20 protein-coding genes, 2 tRNA genes and 1 riboswitch are annotated in these 17549 nt (G+C 34.6%); of the genes, 18 read left to right on the top strand and 4 right to left on the bottom strand.

The genetic code is table 11. From position 1 onward, the window contains the following. Positions 1-57 precede the first annotated feature (57 nt). Positions 58-1302: an NO-inducible flavohemoprotein gene (gene hmpA / locus ACFCYN_RS15075; RefSeq protein WP_375950164.1), complete on the bottom strand. Its 1245-nt coding sequence runs from the start codon at positions 1300-1302 to the stop codon at positions 58-60. A gap of 185 nt (positions 1303-1487) precedes the next feature. Here hmpA and ACFCYN_RS15070 point away from each other — a divergent pair, with 185 nt between their 5' ends. Next, a complete protein-coding gene (locus ACFCYN_RS15070; protein ID WP_172447335.1) occupies positions 1488-1931 on the top strand; it encodes an RrF2 family transcriptional regulator in 444 nt (147 codons plus the stop codon). A 99-nt stretch (positions 1932-2030) separates the two neighbouring features. Here the strand turns inward: ACFCYN_RS15070 and racE are convergent, their stop codons facing one another. Then, positions 2031-2822 (bottom strand): glutamate racemase, encoded by a 792-nt coding sequence (gene racE / locus ACFCYN_RS15065; protein WP_172447336.1) that lies wholly within the window; start codon positions 2820-2822, stop codon positions 2031-2033. A gap of 228 nt (positions 2823-3050) precedes the next feature. Continuing rightward, a riboswitch (TPP riboswitch) is annotated at positions 3051-3160 on the top strand. 88 nt (positions 3161-3248) lie between these two features. Here racE and ACFCYN_RS15060 point away from each other — a divergent pair. The 5 genes from ACFCYN_RS15060 to ACFCYN_RS15040 are packed head-to-tail and all read left to right on the top strand — an operon-like array spanning position 3249 to position 6817. Further along, complete coding sequence (locus tag ACFCYN_RS15060; RefSeq protein ID WP_375950162.1) at positions 3249-4238, top strand: ABC transporter substrate-binding protein; 990 nt, start codon at positions 3249-3251, stop codon at positions 4236-4238. Positions 4239-4265: 27 nt separating this feature from the next. Then, entirely contained in the window at positions 4266-4541 is a 276-nt protein-coding gene (locus ACFCYN_RS15055; protein WP_375950192.1) for a thiamine-binding protein, read from the top strand. Continuing rightward, the gene (locus tag ACFCYN_RS15050; protein WP_375950160.1) at positions 4541-5308 is read left to right on the top strand and encodes an ABC transporter permease; all 768 of its coding nucleotides are present in this window, start codon (positions 4541-4543) and stop codon (positions 5306-5308) included. Before ACFCYN_RS15055 ends, ACFCYN_RS15050 begins: the two co-directional genes overlap by 1 nt. Next, on the top strand, positions 5305-6039 hold the full coding sequence (locus ACFCYN_RS15045; RefSeq protein WP_375950158.1) for an ABC transporter ATP-binding protein: 735 nt from the start codon (positions 5305-5307) through the stop codon (positions 6037-6039). The genes ACFCYN_RS15050 and ACFCYN_RS15045 overlap by 4 nt, the downstream gene beginning before the upstream one ends. Positions 6040-6043: 4 nt before the next feature. Then, positions 6044-6817 (top strand): TatD family hydrolase, encoded by a 774-nt coding sequence (locus ACFCYN_RS15040; RefSeq protein WP_375950157.1) that lies wholly within the window; start codon positions 6044-6046, stop codon positions 6815-6817. 560 nt (positions 6818-7377) lie between these two features. Here ACFCYN_RS15040 and ACFCYN_RS15035 read toward each other — a convergent pair. Then, positions 7378-7602: a helix-turn-helix domain-containing protein gene (locus ACFCYN_RS15035; protein WP_056472461.1), complete on the bottom strand. Its 225-nt coding sequence runs from the start codon at positions 7600-7602 to the stop codon at positions 7378-7380. Positions 7603-7802: 200 nt separating this feature from the next. Between ACFCYN_RS15035 and ACFCYN_RS15030 the strand changes: the two genes are divergently transcribed. The 12 genes from ACFCYN_RS15030 (at position 7803) to ACFCYN_RS14975 (ending at position 16651) form a co-directional block, all read left to right on the top strand. After that, the gene (locus ACFCYN_RS15030) at positions 7803-8846 is read left to right on the top strand and encodes a GerMN domain-containing protein (RefSeq protein ID WP_375950155.1); all 1044 of its coding nucleotides are present in this window, start codon (positions 7803-7805) and stop codon (positions 8844-8846) included. Between the two features lie 248 nt (positions 8847-9094). After that, the gene (gene rph, locus ACFCYN_RS15025) at positions 9095-9838 is read left to right on the top strand and encodes a ribonuclease PH (RefSeq protein WP_172447340.1); all 744 of its coding nucleotides are present in this window, start codon (positions 9095-9097) and stop codon (positions 9836-9838) included. A 21-nt stretch (positions 9839-9859) separates the two neighbouring features. Continuing rightward, positions 9860-10480, top strand: coding sequence for an XTP/dITP diphosphatase (locus tag ACFCYN_RS15020; RefSeq protein ID WP_172447341.1), 621 nt, complete (start codon positions 9860-9862; stop codon positions 10478-10480). Then, complete coding sequence (locus tag ACFCYN_RS15015; protein ID WP_375950152.1) at positions 10480-10983, top strand: YfcE family phosphodiesterase; 504 nt, start codon at positions 10480-10482, stop codon at positions 10981-10983. Before ACFCYN_RS15020 ends, ACFCYN_RS15015 begins: the two co-directional genes overlap by 1 nt. A gap of 223 nt (positions 10984-11206) precedes the next feature. Beyond that, a tRNA-Gly gene (locus tag ACFCYN_RS15010) sits at positions 11207-11280 on the top strand. Positions 11281-11283: 3 nt separating this feature from the next. Then, positions 11284-11357, top strand: a tRNA-Arg gene (locus ACFCYN_RS15005). Positions 11358-11513: 156 nt separating this feature from the next. Further along, positions 11514-12491 carry a tyrosine-type recombinase/integrase gene (locus ACFCYN_RS15000; protein ID WP_375950150.1) on the top strand — a complete coding sequence of 326 codons (978 nt, stop codon included), beginning with the start codon at positions 11514-11516 and terminating at the stop codon, positions 12489-12491. A gap of 392 nt (positions 12492-12883) precedes the next feature. Next, positions 12884-13885, top strand: a complete 1002-nt coding sequence (locus ACFCYN_RS14995; protein WP_375950148.1) for a hypothetical protein — start codon at positions 12884-12886, stop codon at positions 13883-13885. A gap of 104 nt (positions 13886-13989) precedes the next feature. Further along, a complete protein-coding gene (locus tag ACFCYN_RS14990; RefSeq protein WP_375950146.1) occupies positions 13990-14145 on the top strand; it encodes a hypothetical protein in 156 nt (51 codons plus the stop codon). Then, positions 14121-14306 (top strand): YolD-like family protein, encoded by a 186-nt coding sequence (locus tag ACFCYN_RS14985; RefSeq protein ID WP_375950145.1) that lies wholly within the window; start codon positions 14121-14123, stop codon positions 14304-14306. The genes ACFCYN_RS14990 and ACFCYN_RS14985 overlap by 25 nt, the downstream gene beginning before the upstream one ends. 663 nt (positions 14307-14969) lie before the next feature. Beyond that, complete coding sequence (locus ACFCYN_RS14980; RefSeq protein WP_375950143.1) at positions 14970-15665, top strand: HNH endonuclease signature motif containing protein; 696 nt, start codon at positions 14970-14972, stop codon at positions 15663-15665. A gap of 278 nt (positions 15666-15943) precedes the next feature. Then, positions 15944-16651 carry a hypothetical protein gene (locus ACFCYN_RS14975; protein ID WP_375950141.1) on the top strand — a complete coding sequence of 236 codons (708 nt, stop codon included), beginning with the start codon at positions 15944-15946 and terminating at the stop codon, positions 16649-16651. 197 nt (positions 16652-16848) lie between these two features. Here the strand turns inward: ACFCYN_RS14975 and ACFCYN_RS14970 are convergent, their stop codons facing one another. Then, the gene (locus ACFCYN_RS14970; protein WP_375950139.1) at positions 16849-17445 is read right to left on the bottom strand and encodes a recombinase family protein; all 597 of its coding nucleotides are present in this window, start codon (positions 17443-17445) and stop codon (positions 16849-16851) included. Positions 17446-17549: the final 104 nt, after the last annotated feature.

Below are 17549 nucleotides of genomic sequence, written 5' to 3'. Positions count from 1 at the left end.
GTATTAGAACGCAGGTAAAAAGGGATGCTCAAGCTTTTGAGCATCCCTTTTTAAATATTAGCCTTGAGTTTCAAGGCTTTTTGGTTCAGTGTCCAAGCTCATTGATGGTCCAAAGAATTCATAATGAATTTGAGTATCATTGATGCCTAATTCTTTTAAGCTTGTAATAATAGATTTTAAGAATGGTACTGGACCACATACATAATAATCTGCATTGTTTGATTTAATATTGTTTTTTAACCATTCTGTATCAATATAACCTTGCTTTTTAAAGTTGCTATTTTTAAGGTCTTCCTCAGAAGGGTTCTCGTAAACAAATGTTAAATTGTAATTTGCTAATTGTTCTTTTAATTCGTTTAGTTCATTTTCAAATGCTTGTAATTTTCCGTTTCTTGAAGCGCTTATGAAGCTAACTTGAAGATTTGGTTGACTAGCTGCAATTGATTTAGCCATGCTAATTAATGGTGTAATTCCAACTCCACCGCTAAGGAAAACAACATCTGAAGCATTTTCCGTGTTTATTGTGAAGTCTCCAGCTGGAGCAGTAAGTTCTAATGTGTCACCAACATTAACTTGATTGTGTAGATAATTTGAGAATTTTCCTAAAGGTTGATTTTCTTCAGCTTCTCTTTTAACTGAAATTCTAAAGTATTCTTTACCAGGCGCATCAGATAAACTATATTGTCTATTTGATAAGTACTCTTCACCAGGAATTTGTGAACGAACAGTAATATATTGTCCAGATAGGAAAGTAGGAACTGAAGATCCATCTTTAGGTTTTAAGTGGAATGATGTAATTACATCACTTTCTTCTACTTTATTAATTACTGTAAACTCTTTAAATTCTGACCAACCGCCTTCTTGAGTGGCAGCTTCATTATACATTTCCTTTTCAATATCAATAAACACTTGAGCTATAATTCCATAAGCTTCGCCCCAAGCACCAAGTATTTCTTCAGTTGCAGCATCACCAAGTACTTCTTTAATTGCACCAAGTAAGTGTTGCCCAACGATTGGATAATGCTCAGCTTTAACTAAAAGACTACGGTGTTTTTGTGCTATTTGTTTTACAACAGGTATAATTGTTTCTAGTTTATCAATATTTTGAGCTGCAGCTAAAACAGTATTAGCAAGAGCGGTTTGTTGTCTACCTTTTTGTTGATTCGTATGATTGAATACATTTAATAATTCAGGATGATTTGTAAATAAATTTTTATAGAATACGGAAGTGATCTCTGTACCTGTTACCTCTAAAACAGGAACAGTTGATTTAATAATATCGATTGTTTTTTGAGAAAGCATGGAAAATCCCCCTATATACATTTTAAAGTAGTATAATAAATACATCTTTATCTTAGTCCTTGATATCGGTTAAAGCAATATGTTAAATACATCTTTTTGAACTTTTTTCGAAAAAATACATAAAAGTTTAAAAAATGTTCACAATTATGCTATGATTAATCAAAATAAATTAGTGAGGACAAGTTATGCGTTTAACAACTTATTCGGATTACTCTCTTCGTGTACTAATATTTCTATCCTCTGAACCGCGTGAAAAATTAGTTAATATAAAAGACATCGCTGAAGCCTATGGTATATCTAAAAACCATTTAATGAAAATAATCTATAATTTAGGTAAGATGGGCTATATCGAGACTATACGTGGCAGAAATGGTGGAATTCGTTTAGCTAAATTGCCAGCGGAAATAAACATCGGAGAAATAATCCGTAAAACCGAAGAAGACTTTAATATTGTAGAATGTTTTGAGCATGGCGGTACTTGTGTTATTACGCCTGTTTGTTCTTTAAAACATATATTTAATAACGCATTGGATCAATTTTTACAAGTTTTAGATCAATATACATTAGATGATATTGTAAAGAATAATGCGATGCTGAAAGATTATTTTTCAAGTAATACAAAAGATTAAATTTGATTAAATTGATGAGCGTTTGCAATTTAAAAATACAAAAACCAACAAATGTTTACTTTGTTGGTTTTCTTTTTTATTGAGTTCACTTTAGAACTCTTATAGTTTTATATGTTTTACATTTTCCAAAGGCTCTTGGAACAAAGAGGAAGCTATTTTACTAAAAACGATTGGATCTCCAGTTGTATAAAATTCATGTATAGTGTTTTCGGAATTAGATAAAATATTTTGTTGATCGAGTATTGCACTGACTTCTAATGCTGTTTCATCGCCGGAGCTGATGAGCTGAATAGAAGGACCCATCACCTTTTGAATGATTGGGCTTAATAAAGGGTAGTGCGTACATCCAAGTATTAGTGTATCAATAGTTGAATCTAAAAGTGGGGTAAGAGTTTGTTTAACAATCTCAAATATTTCAGGTTTATTGTAGTCCCCATTTTCGACGATTCCAGCAAACTCTGGACAAGCCAAACCTTTAATTATCACTTTGTCATTAATTCGTTTTAGTGCGCCATGATAGGCTTTACTATTTATAGTAGCATTCGTACCAATTACACCGATTTGATCGTTTTGTGTTAATTTTATTGCAGCTCTGGCACCAGGGTGCACAACACCTATTACTGGGATTTGAAGTTTTTCTCTCATTTCACTTAATACTACTGAAGTGGCAGTATTGCAGGCGATGACTAACATTTTTATGTCTTTTTCTAAAAGAAAATTAGTCATTTCCCAAGTGAATTCCCTGATCTCCTCATATGGTCGTGATCCATATGGACATCTAGCAGTATCGCCTAGGTATACTATATCTTCCTTAGGTAATTGTCTTATAATTTGTTTGGCAACTGTTAAGCCCCCAACTCCTGAGTCTATGACTCCGATTGGTTTATTCAAAAAATCCCCTCATTTTAATCATAATTTGATGATGTAGTATATTCGATATTCAAGTAAGATTTTACTATAAGAAATGATATTTTTGTTTAATAATCTCATTTAAAATATGACAAAATCTTATCGTTAAATAGCTTGTATTAACAGACTATTAAAACAATTAAACGTAGGTTAAAAATAGTTCGTAAATTCAATCATTATCTGTTATATTTATGATGAAAAGTTTATATGAGAAAAATGTGGAGGTGCCAGTGTTGCTGGCTGAGATAACATCCTTAAGATGTTGACTCTTAGAACCTGATCTGGGTGATGCCAGCGTAGGGAACAGTATCTCTTTTTAGATATGTTTTTTACAGCGCATTAACGTCCGGGTTACTATCCGGGCGTTTTATTTTTGTATAAACCAAAAACAAAAGGGAGTATTAGTAAATGAAAAGATTAGTAGTTTTTTTAGTAGCTATTTGTTTAATGTTAACTGGGTGTGGTCAAAGTAAAACCGCGACTAGTGGAAAGAGCAAGCAATTAAAAAAGGTGACAGTCGTACTAGATTGGACACCAAATACAAATCATACGGGGCTATTTGTTGCGAAAGAAAAAGGATATTTTAAGGAACAAGGCCTTGATGTAGATATTATTAGTCCAGGAGAAACAGGAGCAGATCAATTAGTTGCTTCAGGTAAAGCGGATTTTGGCGTTTCTTATCAAGAGTCAATTACACAGGCTAGAGTTCAAAATGTACCAATTGTTTCAATTGCAGCAGTTATTCAACATAATACTTCTGGTTTTGCATCGCCTGCGAAAAAAGAAATTACGTCTCCAAAAGATTTCGTTGGAAAAACATATGGTGGATGGGGTTCACCGGTTGAAAAAGCCGTTTTAAAATCACTTATGTCAGAAGAACATGCGAATGTTAATAAGTTAAATATCGTTAATATGGGCGATGCTGATTTCTTTACAGCTGTAAAAAGAGATATCGACTTTGCTTGGATTTATCAAGGATGGACAGGTATTGAAGCTGAGCTTCGTGGAGAGAAGTTAAATATGATTTATTTAACAGATTATAGTAAAAAACTAGATTACTATACGCCAGTATTAGCTACAAACGAAAAAATGATTAGTAAAAACCCGAAAGTAGTAAAAGCGTTTGTTGCCGCTGCATCAAAAGGATATAATTTTGCGATTGATAACCCGAAGGAAGCTGCAGCGATTTTACTTAAAGATAATCCAGATCTAGATAAAAATTTAGTAGAAAAAAGCCAAGAGTGGTTAGCATCTAAATATAAAGACGATGCAAATCGTTGGGGTGAGCAAAAGTTAACGGTTTGGAAAAACTATGCAGATTTTTTAGCTGAAAATAAATTATTAGAAGGTAAATTTAAGCCAGAAGAAGCTTTTACAAATGAATTCTTACCAAAATAAGGAGGAGTAAAATTGAAAACTACATTAATGAGTGTTCAAATAATACCAAAAACAAATAATATTGAGGATGTCATTCCCGCAGTCGATGAAGCGATTAAAATTATTGATGAATCAGGTGTGAAATATCAAGTACAGCCATTGGAAACAACAATGGAAGGTGATTTGAATGAATTATTACAAGTTGTTCAAAAAATGAATGAAAGAATGATCGAAATAGGTTGCCATAATGTTATAACTCAAATGAAAATCCTTTATCAACCACAAGGGATTACAATGGATGTGTTAACGGAGAAGTACCGTTAATGAAACGAAAAAATATGAAAGGATGGCAGCCATTTGTTGTCATCCTGCTTTTTTTAATCTGTTGGCAGCTCAGTATTAAAATTTGGAAAATAGAGCCTTGGCTATTGCCAGGACCAATTGCAATCTTTAAAGAAGGAATTCATTCTTTGGATTCTATACTTCCACATATAACATCTTCAATTCAATTAACGATTATCGGATTGTTAATAGGTAGCTTGCTTGGACTTTTAATAGCATTTCTATTGCATTTAATACCAGGTGTAAAGAAAGCTTTTTATCCATTATTAATTCTTTCGCAAAATGTACCAATTATTGTATTAGCACCACTTTTAATTATTTGGTTCGGGTTTGGTGTACTGCCAAAATTAATCATTATATCGCTCGTGTGTTTTTTCCCCATAACTGTTTCAGCATTGGATGGATTTCGACAAACACCAAGTGAGTTAATAAATTATATGAAAATGGCAGGAGCATCCAAAGCACAAATTTTTTGGAAAGTTGAATTTCCGTTTTCTCTACCTTCAATCTTTTCAGGCTTAAAGATTTCAGCTACATATAGTGTAATGGGAGCAGTAATATCAGAATGGCTTGGAGCAAAATCAGGAATTGGAGTATATATGACGCTAGCTTCATCGTCATTTAGAACAGATCGAGTATTTGTTTCCATTTTTGTCATTATGCTTTTAAGTATGCTGTTCTTCTTCCTTATTGTAATGATTGAGCGATTTACTGTTAAATGGAAAATTAAAGGAGAGAAACAGAAATGACATTACAAGTGGAACAACTATCAAAGGGTTATGGTAGTAATCAACAAGTACTAGACAATATTTCTCTTTATGTAAATGAAGGAGAATTTGTTTCCATTTTAGGTCCATCTGGTAGTGGGAAAAGTACATTGTTCCATCTAATAGGTGGTTTATTAAAACCGGACTCTGGAGAAATAAAGTTAAATGGATCAATCATAAATGGTGAACTTGGTCACATTAGTTTTATGCCACAGGATCATGCGCTTCTACCTTGGAGAACGGTATTGAAAAATATTGTTTTATCGCAGGAATTAAAGCATAAACCTGACGAAACGTTAGCGAGAGATTGGCTTAAAAAGACAGGGTTAGAAAACTATGAAAATGCTTACCCTCATGAACTATCTGGTGGGATGAAACAAAGAGTTGCATTTTTAAGATTGCTACTAGCACCGCAATCTTTTATGTGTATGGACGAGCCTTTTTCAGCCTTAGATGAATTTACTAGACTTGAAATGCAACAATGGCTTTTATCCATTTGGGAAAAGCAACGACGATCTATTTTATTAGTCACACATAATATTGATGAAGCGCTGCTATTGTCTGATCGAATTTATATATTTTCTGACAAGCCCGCCAAAATCAAAGAAGAAATCATTGTGCCATTTCCAAGACCACGAAAAAAAGAATTATTATTAAGCGACGAATTTACGGCGTGGAAAAGAAAAATCTATTTGGCTTTAGAAAAGGAGTAGTACGATGAAAATGATAGATGCTCATATTCATTTAGATTCTTATGATGCTAGTCAAAGAGAAGAAATAGTAAATAGTACAGAAAGTCACGAAATCGAAGCAATCATTTCTGTTTCAATGGACTTAAAATCTAGTAAGAAAAATTTAGATTTTAAAAAACAAAATAATAATGTCTATCCAGCATTCGGATTTCATCCTGAACAACAGCTCCCTTCTGATGATGAGGTTGAAGAATTGATCGAATGGATGAAAGAACATCAACATGAAATGGTCGCGATCGGGGAAGTTGGATTACCTTATTATAAGAATTTAGAAGAACAAATTGACTATGAACCTTATATTCAATTACTAGAAAAATTTATCTCACTTGCAAAAGAGTTAAATAAGCCGATTGTATTACATGCAGTATACGAAGACGCCGAAATCGTATGTAATTTATTAGAAAAATATTTTATTCAAAAAGCTCATTTTCACTGGTTTAAGGGTGATGATCTTACAATTAGCCGGATGATAAAAAATGGGTACTTTATCTCAATTACACCGGATGTATTATATGAGAAAGAAATACAGGATCTAGTAAATAAGTATCCGATTGAGTTGATGATGGTTGAAACAGATGGACCGTGGCCATTTGAAGGACCTTTTGAAAATGAGTGGACCCATCCTAAATTTATGCATCAATCGATTATAAAGATTGCAGAGTTGAAAAATTTAGATTTAATAAGTGTTTATAAAATTTTGTATGAAAATACTACAAGGTTTTATGGAATAGAAATTTAGGCAAGTATTGATCGCATGAAAGAGGTTGTCTCGTAAGTGTTCTTATGGGGTAACCTTTTTTTTATTTAGGTGAGCGACGAACATTGTTTGTCCATTTTTATAAGAGTATGTGGTTTAACATAATAATAGAAAAACACGAACACTATGTGAACTATATTGATAAAGCTGTGAACTCCGTTGATATATTGCAGTTTCTCGTTGATATGTAGTAATTTCTCGTTGATATATTACGAAAACAGATTGATATATTGTGATTCGATCGTCAAACCGAGCCATAATCACTAAAATTCACTCAAAACTTGGGAGTTTAATGAACGAGGGATGAAAAAAGTCAAAATAAAATCCCCCTCTAGTAGTAAATCTATCCTGTTTTTAAGATAGGCTTTTTAAACTACTATAAGCAGGGATATAAATGTAAGCTTTTTATTTTAAGATAATCAGATATTTTACGAGCAAGAAAATAGTGAAACGTAAACATTAATTTCAATGTAAATACCAAAACCGGCATGTCGGTTAGAATGCCGGCAGTATGTTGGTTTGTAGAAGAATTCTACAAGTAACTACAGTTCAAGCTCTCCCATACGAAGAAGCTCAATAACTGCTTGTGATCGCCCCTTAACCCCAAGCTTCTGCATTGCATTTGAAATATGATTTCTCACAGTTTTTTCACTTATAAAAAGTTCTTCAGCAATTTCTCTTGTAGTCTTATCTTGAACAAGAAGCTCAAATACTTCTTTTTCACGCTTTGTGAGTGTGTGCTTTGTTTGATAGTCTCTATCCTTCAACTGTGCTAACCCTCCTTGCTTGACCGAGCTGTTCTTCGGATGGGTATTCATTTAGTCTTTTTATCATATGAACGATGTGCGTATTAGGTGAATATTTCCAGTAAATTTAGAACTAGATTTAAATTATTTATTTTTTTCTTTTTAGCTTGTTCTAAAAAATGTACATGCTCGTATAAATAATAAAAAAGCGTGGGGGGAGTATGGTGATGAAAAAAAGATTGTTAGTAACAGCTGCTGCAGTTTGTGGAATTGCGACAATGAGTGGATGTAGTTTACTTCCGACTAAATCTTCTACAGATATTGATCCGCCAAAAACTGTAGTTTATAAAAGTGATGAGCCTTCAAAACAAGTACAAGCAAAGAAAGAGGAAATGGTAAAAAGGGAATTGTATTTAATTGACCGTAATGGATATGTCGTACCGCAAACCTTCCAATTACCAAAATCTACAAGCCTGGCGAAGCAAGCGTTAGAGTATTTAGTAAAAGATGGTCCTGTTACTGATGAATTACCGAATGGCTTCCAAGCAGTTTTACCTCCTAATACGGAAGTGTTGGGGGTTACGCAAAAAGATGGAACTATTATTGCTGATTTTTCTCCGGAGTTTAAGCAATATCGTGCTGAAGATGAATTAAAAGTGTTCCAAGCAGTCACTTGGACGTTAACTCAGTTTGATAATGTTACAAAAGTAAAGATTCGAGTAAATGGGAAAGAACTCACTTCTATGCCAGTAAATAAAGCACAAATTAGCGATGGGATGACAAGAGATGATGGGATTAATTTTGATAAAGGCAACATCGTGGATATTATGAACTCTCGCCCAGTTACTTTATACTATGTTTCTCAAGGTGAAATGGGAGACACTTATTATGTTCCTGTTACAACAAGAATATCAAATGCTGAATCAGATTCTTATTCAGCAATAGTAAGTGAACTAATACAAGGGCCATCAGAATATTCAAATTTAATTTCAGATTTTGGTGCAGATACGAAATTAGTCAGTCAACCTGTCTTTAAAGGTGGCAAGCTAGTGCTTAACTTTAACGAAGGAATCTATGGCAATATTGCAAAAAGTATGATCAATAATGACGTATTACAGCCACTCGTTCTTTCTTTAACAGAGCAAAAAGGAGTTAAATCCATTGAGATTCAAATTAATGGCAAGTTAACTGCACTAGACCAACAAGGCAAACCATTAAGCCAACCAGTATCTAGACCTAAAGACGTAAATACGAAAAAACTATAAAGTAAAATAAATCGATTAATAGGATTTAGAGAATAAGTAAAAGACAGTTTTTTACTGCATCTGTGCGTATTCCTTATTCCTTTAAGATCTATTTACATGCATTTAAAGCCTTGAACATTTTGTTCAAGGTTTTTTCACATTAAGCGAGGTTTCTTTACATTTATCTTATTAATTACATTTAATTAGTAGAAATGAAATCGTATTTTTGTCTATACTAGTAATTGGAAGATTTTGTAGGAGGAACGAACATGACAAGAACAGATGGAAGATTAAATAATGAACTAAGACCAATTGAGATTATTACTCATTATACGAAGCATGCTGAAGGCTCTGTGCTTATTAGCGTTGGTGATACGAAAGTAATTTGTAATGCTACTGTTGAGGACCGTGTACCTCCATTTTTAAGAAATAGTGGAAAAGGTTGGATTTCAGCGGAATATTCTATGTTACCTAGGGCTACGCAAGACCGTACAATTCGCGAGTCATCTAAAGGGAAAGTTACTGGTCGTACGATGGAAATTCAACGTTTAATCGGTAGAGCTTTAAGAGCAGTAGTCGATTTAGAAGCACTTGGTGAAAAGACAATTTGGATTGATTGTGATGTAATACAAGCAGATGGGGGAACTAGGACTGCTTCTATTACTGGAGCGTTTGTTGCAATGATGCTTGCCTTTGATAAATTAGTTAAAATGGATAAATTAAAATCTTATCCAGTAAAAGATTATTTGGCTGCAACTTCTGTTGGTATATTAGAAGAAATTGGACCAGTACTAGATTTGTATTATGTAGAAGATTCAGCTGCAAGTGTCGATATGAATATTATAATGACTGGGAAAGGTCAGTTTGTTGAACTACAAGGTACTGGTGAAGAAGCGACTTTTTCTAGAGAAGAATTAAATGAATTACTATCATTAGGGGAGTTAGGTGTTAATTCTCTAATTGAAAAACAAAAAGAAGTATTATTACAAGAAGGCATTAAGTTCCAATCATAATTTCGAGGAGAGACTTTAAGGATGGATACGATCATTATTGCGACTAATAACAAGGGTAAAGTGAAGGACTTTGAGGCTCTTTTTAACCCAATGGGATTTCAAATTAAATCTTTAAAAGACTTTCCTGGAATTCAAGAAGTTGAGGAGACAGGAACTACATTTGAAGAGAATGCGATTTTAAAAGCTGAGTATTTAGCTAATGAGCTAAAAACACCTGTTATTGCGGATGACTCTGGTTTAATAGTTGATGCACTTGAAGGTAGACCAGGTGTTTATTCTGCTCGATATGCTGGATTACATAAGAGTGATGAAGATAACTTACAAAAAGTAGTAAGCGAGCTAAATGGAGTTTTCCCTGGTAAAAGAACTGCGCGATTTTATTGTGCCTTAGCTTTAGCGGTTCCTGGTAAAGAAACAATCACTGTAAATGGAACAGTTGAGGGGTATATTGCCAATGAAAAAAGAGGAACAAACGGTTTTGGCTACGATCCGATATTCTTTTTGCCCGAATTAGATAAAACAATGGCAGAATTAACAACAGAAGAAAAAGGTGGCTTAAGCCATCGAGCAAATGCAATTAAATCATTAATGAATGTGATAAATAAAGAAGGTAAAGAATTTTTATTTAGAGGAACAAATTAATGAAAGTATTAATTGTAAGTGACAGTCATGGATTGACGAAACCGTTGCAAGAAATCGCTGACCGATATCGAGACAGTGTAGATTTAATGATCCACTGTGGAGATTCGGAATTAGAGTTAAATGCTAAAGAATTAAAAGATTACAATGTAGTTCGAGGTAATTGTGATTTTCGAGGAGAATTCCCTGAAGAATTTATTCATCATGGAAATGAACATACAATCTTTGCTACCCATGGCCATTTACATGGAATAAAGCAGTCATTACAAAAGCTATATTATCGTTGTAAAGAAGTTGGAGCGACAATCGCATGTTTCGGTCACTCACATGTATTAGGAGCCGAGGTAATTGAAGGGGTACTTTTTATCAATCCTGGTAGTATTCTTTTACCTAGAATGAGGAAAGAAAAGACATATGCAATTCTTGAAACAATAGATAAGGGAGCTAATGTTACATTTTATAATACTGATGGCACGGAACTTATCGCTACTTCGTTTGAAATTTAATAAAAAATGGAGGTTAGTAGCAATTAGCTGCTAACCTTATTTAAAAGCGAAAAATTTGGAAGTACTAAAAGCCATTAAGCCTTAATAAAATAAGGTAATTCTAGGTGATTTAAAAAATTTCCTTTATTTTGGAAAAAAGTTTAAAAATAGTGTTGACTTTATTTTACCTAGCGACTATACTAAGTTATGTCGACAGGGGATGTCGCAAAGAAATAAAAAATATGCGGGTGTAGTTTAATGGTAAAATAGAAGCCTTCCAAGCTTCGGTCGTGGGTTCGATTCCCATCACCCGCTCCATATGTCCTGGTAGCTCAGCAGGATAGAGCAACGGCCTTCTAAGCCGTCGGTCGGGGGTTCGAATCCCTCCCAGGACGTCCAAAAGACACTTGTTTTACGTAATGTAAAATAAGTGTCTTTATGTCTACATATCGCTATATATCAACCTTCTAGAACGCCAAATGAAACGGTCAGTGCATCGGTCAAAACCGAAAATGACTCGAAATTAGGCGTATGCTAGGAGGTTTTTTGTTATGACTAAAAAGAAAAGTATTTTATCGATTTCAGATGATTTAAGCGGTTTATTCTCGGAAAATTCTAAGCCGAGTGCAACGGTCGATTTAGACCGAATGACTATTAAACAGGCACTCACAACGATTACTCGCCAAATGGAGATCAGTGGTAATCGCCCAAGGACAATAAGTGACTATACTATTCATGCTAATCATTATGTTGAAACCACCGGTTTAACTTATTTAGACGAACTGACGGTCGAATCAATTTATGAATGGTTGTCACGCATGGATGTAAGCAACCAAACGAAGCTAACCCGTTTAAAGTGTTTAAAGGCGTTTTTGTCACGCTGTTTTAGTAATGGTTGGTTAGAAAAGCAGTTTTGGAAACCGATCACAATTCGAGTCGATAGTAAAGTGAAGGAGGGGGCTACAGAGCGTGAAATTCGAACGTTGTTGTCCCTTTTAGACTTAGGTGACTTTGTACAATTAAGGGACGCTACAGCCGCTCTACTGATGTTTAAAACGGGGATACGAATAAATACAATCGTTCACTTGGAGAATAAGCATATAGACTTCACAGAGAAATTACTTCGACTTGACGGTGCGATCATGAAAAATCACGATCAGTTACTATTACCATTTGATGATACACTGCACCGTTTGCTAAGCGTGCTAGTGCGTCAGAATGATGCTATTAGACATGCGTATGGAGTTCAAAATAAGTACGTGTTTATTACGAAGCAAGGCGGAGTTATTTCGAATAGTCCTACGCATAACAACATTCAAAAGCGTTTACACAAGTATGCTAAAGAATTTGGATTACGTAATATTAATCCGCATGCCTTAAGACGTGGATTTGCAAAATCTCTTCTGAATAAAGGTGCTAATATTGCAGAGATATCGAAAGCGCTAGGTCATAGTAACCTTGCAGTTACAACGCAATACTTACACCTCGATAAGGAAGAAGTTGCAGAGAACTTACGGAAATATTTATAGTAATCACATGACGTCACCTTAATGGGTGGCGTTTTTTTAGCTTGTTGCAGGTTTTGAAGAAGGAAAAATAGCGATTTACGGAGAATAATACATAAATTGGAATGAAGGAAAATGGATAAAATTCGCTATAAAAGGGACTTCCTAACAGGTGGTTTAGATGTAAAACAATTAAACGCAAGAAGGGAATATTTATATGAGTAAGGAATATTGCTCGGAATGCAATAAGAAAACTGAAGATGGATTTCATTATTATGATGAACTAGATGATTGTTACTGTTAAAAGCTTGGAAATTATCCAGGCTATTTTTATGTTCAAAGGCCCTTCAGTAATAAAGGGCTGTTTATTTAAAAGTGGTTGCTTATTGACAATGATTATAAGGGAGAGGTTAATAGTGGACATTAAAATACATATTCATGATGAGTACATGCTTGCAGGGGAGAATTTAATAAAAAATAGTGAAGAACAGAAAAAAGAAATTTCTCTTTGGTTTAAGGAACTGATAAAAGCATTTGTAGAAAGTGAAGATAACTTTGTGTTAGATGATTTAAAACATATTTATGTCGCTAAGGATTATGCTAAAGAACTTTATGAGTTTCAAACTAAAAAAGGATTGAATCAAGGTCACACAAAAAATGAAATAAGTGAAGGTCAAGCGATGGTTCTTTCGTATAAGAAAGAACTAGGTGAAGAGGAAACTTCTATTTTTTTTAGAGCTGAATTTATTTTTGGACTATATTCATACCAAGCACTTAAAGAGGAATTCCAAGATGAAGTCACCATGTTATTTAATACTTTCTTTCATGAACTATGTCATATTAATGATGATTATCACACAAAAAAATTATTTGACAAAGATGAAATAGAAAAATGTACTATAATACCAAGAAATTTGTACCCGTTTTCAATAGGTATGTGGAAAGAGTATTATGCCTACAGGAAAGCAGCTGAAAGATTCCCTTATGGAGATTTATTGTTTTCGCATTTAGATGAAACTAGTTTATGGGCATATAAGGAGGTTGTGACGTTACATGAAAAATATGTTCAAGATGATAATATGGACGAATTTATGCTGGATTTCACATCGAAAATGCGCTATTTGTTAAGGGTAATGGTGAGTGTAATAGGGAATGTACAAGGATATACGTCTGATGTAAATGGACAAGACGAGCTTTTTAAAGTTGCGTTACAAATTTTGCCCAATAAAAAACTAAAAAATGTTTTTAATAGGCTACTTCAAGAGTTAGATATGTTATTTCATGAATACCCTACCTGGAGAGATTTAAGTAGGTTAGCAATATTAAACGATATTGTTTTGGATTGTTTCAATGCGTTTGGTGTTTTTCCATCTGATGTTGGAAATGACCAAATGTTTGTAGGAATTGATTTTATATAAGCGAGTGCTCTAGTTAAAGAAAATCAGTATCGGGCCTAGGGGGCCTTTTATTTTGTATACATACAGAACGTTTGTTCGTATATAATGTGTTTGAGGTGATTAATTTGGCGATTCGTGACCGTGGTAAAAAGAAATCGCAGTTCGCTTTCGGTATGCCGGAGCTAATTAAGTCGCAGCGTGATCTATGGCGTGACACTGTACGTATCGTAAAGTCAATCGTTGATGAATATGAGAAATGGAGGAGTACAATCAGCGGATAGCTTATGCAATGGAATATGGTTTAGCCGTAAGATTGACGATATGGGACGATGGCTTTACTTCGGATATTACTGGTTGTGAGCATTACGTGGATTCTTTAACACACCAGCTTCGTATTGAAGTGGATCCCGGCGAATTCCATCAGATTCATTGGAGGATGTAGTCGAAGTAACAGTTGTTGAGTAACGTCATAGGTCATACTACTATCAATGAAATCGGACTAGCTGACAGAGAGTAAATCACTCTCTGTTTTTTTACAGTTGAATATCTTTTACCTTGACGTCATTTTCATTGAAGTACTTCACCAAGTAAGAATAATCCATTTAATGGTGTTATCTTCTCAGCAGAATCATCGTAATTAATTCTACAGTAAAATCTAATAGCTATTTATATATCTCCGATTATTACCTTTGCCTCAATTAACTCGTTCACTTAACCACTTCCTGAATTAAGATTCAACACTTCAGCTCTATTTGTTTCTCAACCATTTAGCCTGCTTTTTAGATGAATTTTTTACTTATTCGATAGGTACTTTGGGGTCGGATATAAAGGGTATAAGAAAGTTTACTTTTTTTCGTTAAAAATGTCGGCATAGACCGGACTGTTAATATGAGAACAAAAATTTTAAAAAAAAATTTGCTAGAAAACCGAATTTAGACCGGACTATTAATATGAGGACCAAAAAAGGAGGCAAGTTAAGTGGTTAGAGATCCGACGATCAAAATCGTCACAGCATTTCTGCTTGATTACTAGGAGATTCAAAGATGCAAGTTAGCGAAGTTATTCTATTTATCACAAATATTAAAGAATCTAGGAGGAAATGAAAATGAATAGTAAATGTAAGAAGAAATTAGCAGAAAAGGAAATCCAACAGGTACAGGAACTTTATTCAACTGGTGAGTGGATACAAAAAGGATTAGCAGAAAGGTTTGGTGTAAACGAGTTCCAAATCAGTAAGGCTGTCGAAGGAGTCATCAAGCCGAAACTAGCGACTTTACAACGTTTTAACAAAAAGTGGACTGAAGACGATAACGGATGCCATGTATGGAATGCATGCACGGACAAAGACGGATATGGATTGTTCAAAATGGAAGGTAAGTCGATGAGAGCGAATAGAGTATCATATCGGTTACACAAGGGAGAAATACCGAAAGGACAGACTGTACGTCATACTTGCGATAATGAGGTTTGTGTTAATCCTGATCATCTAATTTTAGGTACGCAAATACAAAACAATCAGGACAAGATAGAGCGTTTCCGTCAGCCTTGGCAATTCGAATCCATCGAATACCTAGAGATGCGGTTTTTGTATCAAATTGGTGTTACTGAGGATGTAATTGTAGAACGATTTGGTATTAAAAAGGAAACGTTGAGAAATAGACTTTTGGACATGGAAATGATCACTGAAGACCCAACAGAAGATAAGATATTTTTCTACAGGAATCGAGCAATGTTTGAAGAAAAACAGTCCAAGCAGGAGCCGTATAATCTGTGCAGATCGAATGGTGATCGAATAGTTTAAGCTCTATAGGGCGGTTTCTCCGTTATCGTTATTAGCGATGGAACGGAAAAACCGTCTGTTTTTACTTCAACAACACATTCACTTACATTACGTCCTTATATCTCGTTATATATACATCTTTACTACGTTATTTATACGTTTATATTATTACGTCTTATATACGTCTCACTCCCATGGTCGTGCCTCCCATGTGAGTACATATTATATACGACAAATTTGGGTGGTTTGTCACACTTTTTTCTATGAAACTTAAATATTTTTTAAAGGAGAACGAAATCATGTTAGCTATAAAAGAACTTGAAAAATACATTTTACTACCAGATGATGAACCGCAGGAAACGGTTTACGAATTTTGGGATCGGAAGGAACGTAGAATAGAAAAGATTTTCCGTAAAGGTAAAGTGGACCTAATTAAAGCCGTTGAACGAATATATGATAATGAACTTCCAGATGATGCATGCAATAGAATCTGTAAAATATTTAATAGTACCGTTATAGCGAGTGCAAGACGTTGGTCACACAATGCTCAATCTAGCGGTATTAGACTTTATGTCGATGATTTCGAAGAGGTCTTTTGGAAAGCCGTTCTAGATATGATCTGGTACGACTACGATAGCCGCAGCGACTTTTGGCTGTATGAACACATCATGAAGAAAATGCGTTCCAATGCGTTGGACTTGATTAAGTGGGCAAAAAGAGACAAACGTGTTAATGATTACACTGCAGCTAGTATAGAGGAAATGCAAATCGCTGATCAACAAACTAGCAGCATAGAGAATAACGTAACAGACACACTATTAGTTCAACAAATAATGAATGACCCGTCATTAAGCGAAAATGAACGAGTGTTATTACGCTTTCTATACGATAAGCCAGAAGCAACTCTTAGAGACATTTCAAAAGAGCTTGGATTAGGGCATCCACAAAAGGCGAGTCGTTTGTTAGAAAAGGTTCAGAAGAAGTTGACAAAATATCGGGAGCTATAAAACCGTTAAAACGTTTGATGTTGCACGACCGAAAATGACCGTTTTAAAAATCCTCAGGGGTTCAATCAGCAGTTTAAAAACGTTGATATTCCAGTGTTTAGAAGGTGCTATTTGTATAATGTAAAGTGAGTTTACTTGACATTATGACATCTGAATGGAGAGAAAAAAGCCCCTGCTGTTTTAACAAGGACATTAGGTTAACGGATCCCTTCACGCTCTAATAGCCGATATAAGGTTCCAGTGCCGATTGACAATGTCTTACAGATATCTCTAACGGATTTACCTGATTTATACCATTCAATCGCTTGTTTTGCCTTTTGTTCTTTTTTACCACCTTCAGTTACTTCGATTTTGCGACCTTTAAACCTACCATTTTTTTTAGCGATTTCAATGCCTTCCTTTTGGCGTTGTTTAATCATGGAGCGTTCAAATTGTACCAGGCCCGAGAAGATCGTTAAAAGAAATTCGTTCATTGGATTTTCGTTGGATGTGTCTAACCAGGTTTCGGTAATTGACTTTAAACCTGCACCTTTTTCTTTGATCCGCTCAATAATCTCCAATAAATCCTTCGTAGAACGTGAAAGACGACTGATTTCATGCACATAAATCGTATCACCTTTCTCTAGTTGCTCTAGTAACGCTTGAAGCTGAGGACGTTCCATTGAAGCGCCGGATATCTTTTCCTCGTAAAATTCCGTACAACCAGCTAGTTTCAATGCTTTACGTTGTCTAGCGGTATTCTGTCCTTCTGAAGAAACTCGGATATAAGCAATCTTTTTACTAGTAGCGATCATCTTGATTCCCCATTTCGTTTAAAATGTTACAATTATTGTATGTTTTATTTCGGTAACAGTCAAACGATAACAAAATCGATAGTTCAATCTGTTGGTATTACTGC

The sequence above is a fragment of the Gottfriedia sp. NPDC056225 genome (assembly GCF_042267765.1).
Taxonomy (GTDB): domain Bacteria; phylum Bacillota; class Bacilli; order Bacillales; family Bacillaceae_G; genus Gottfriedia.
This window is presented reverse-complemented; position numbering and strand designations above follow the sequence as displayed.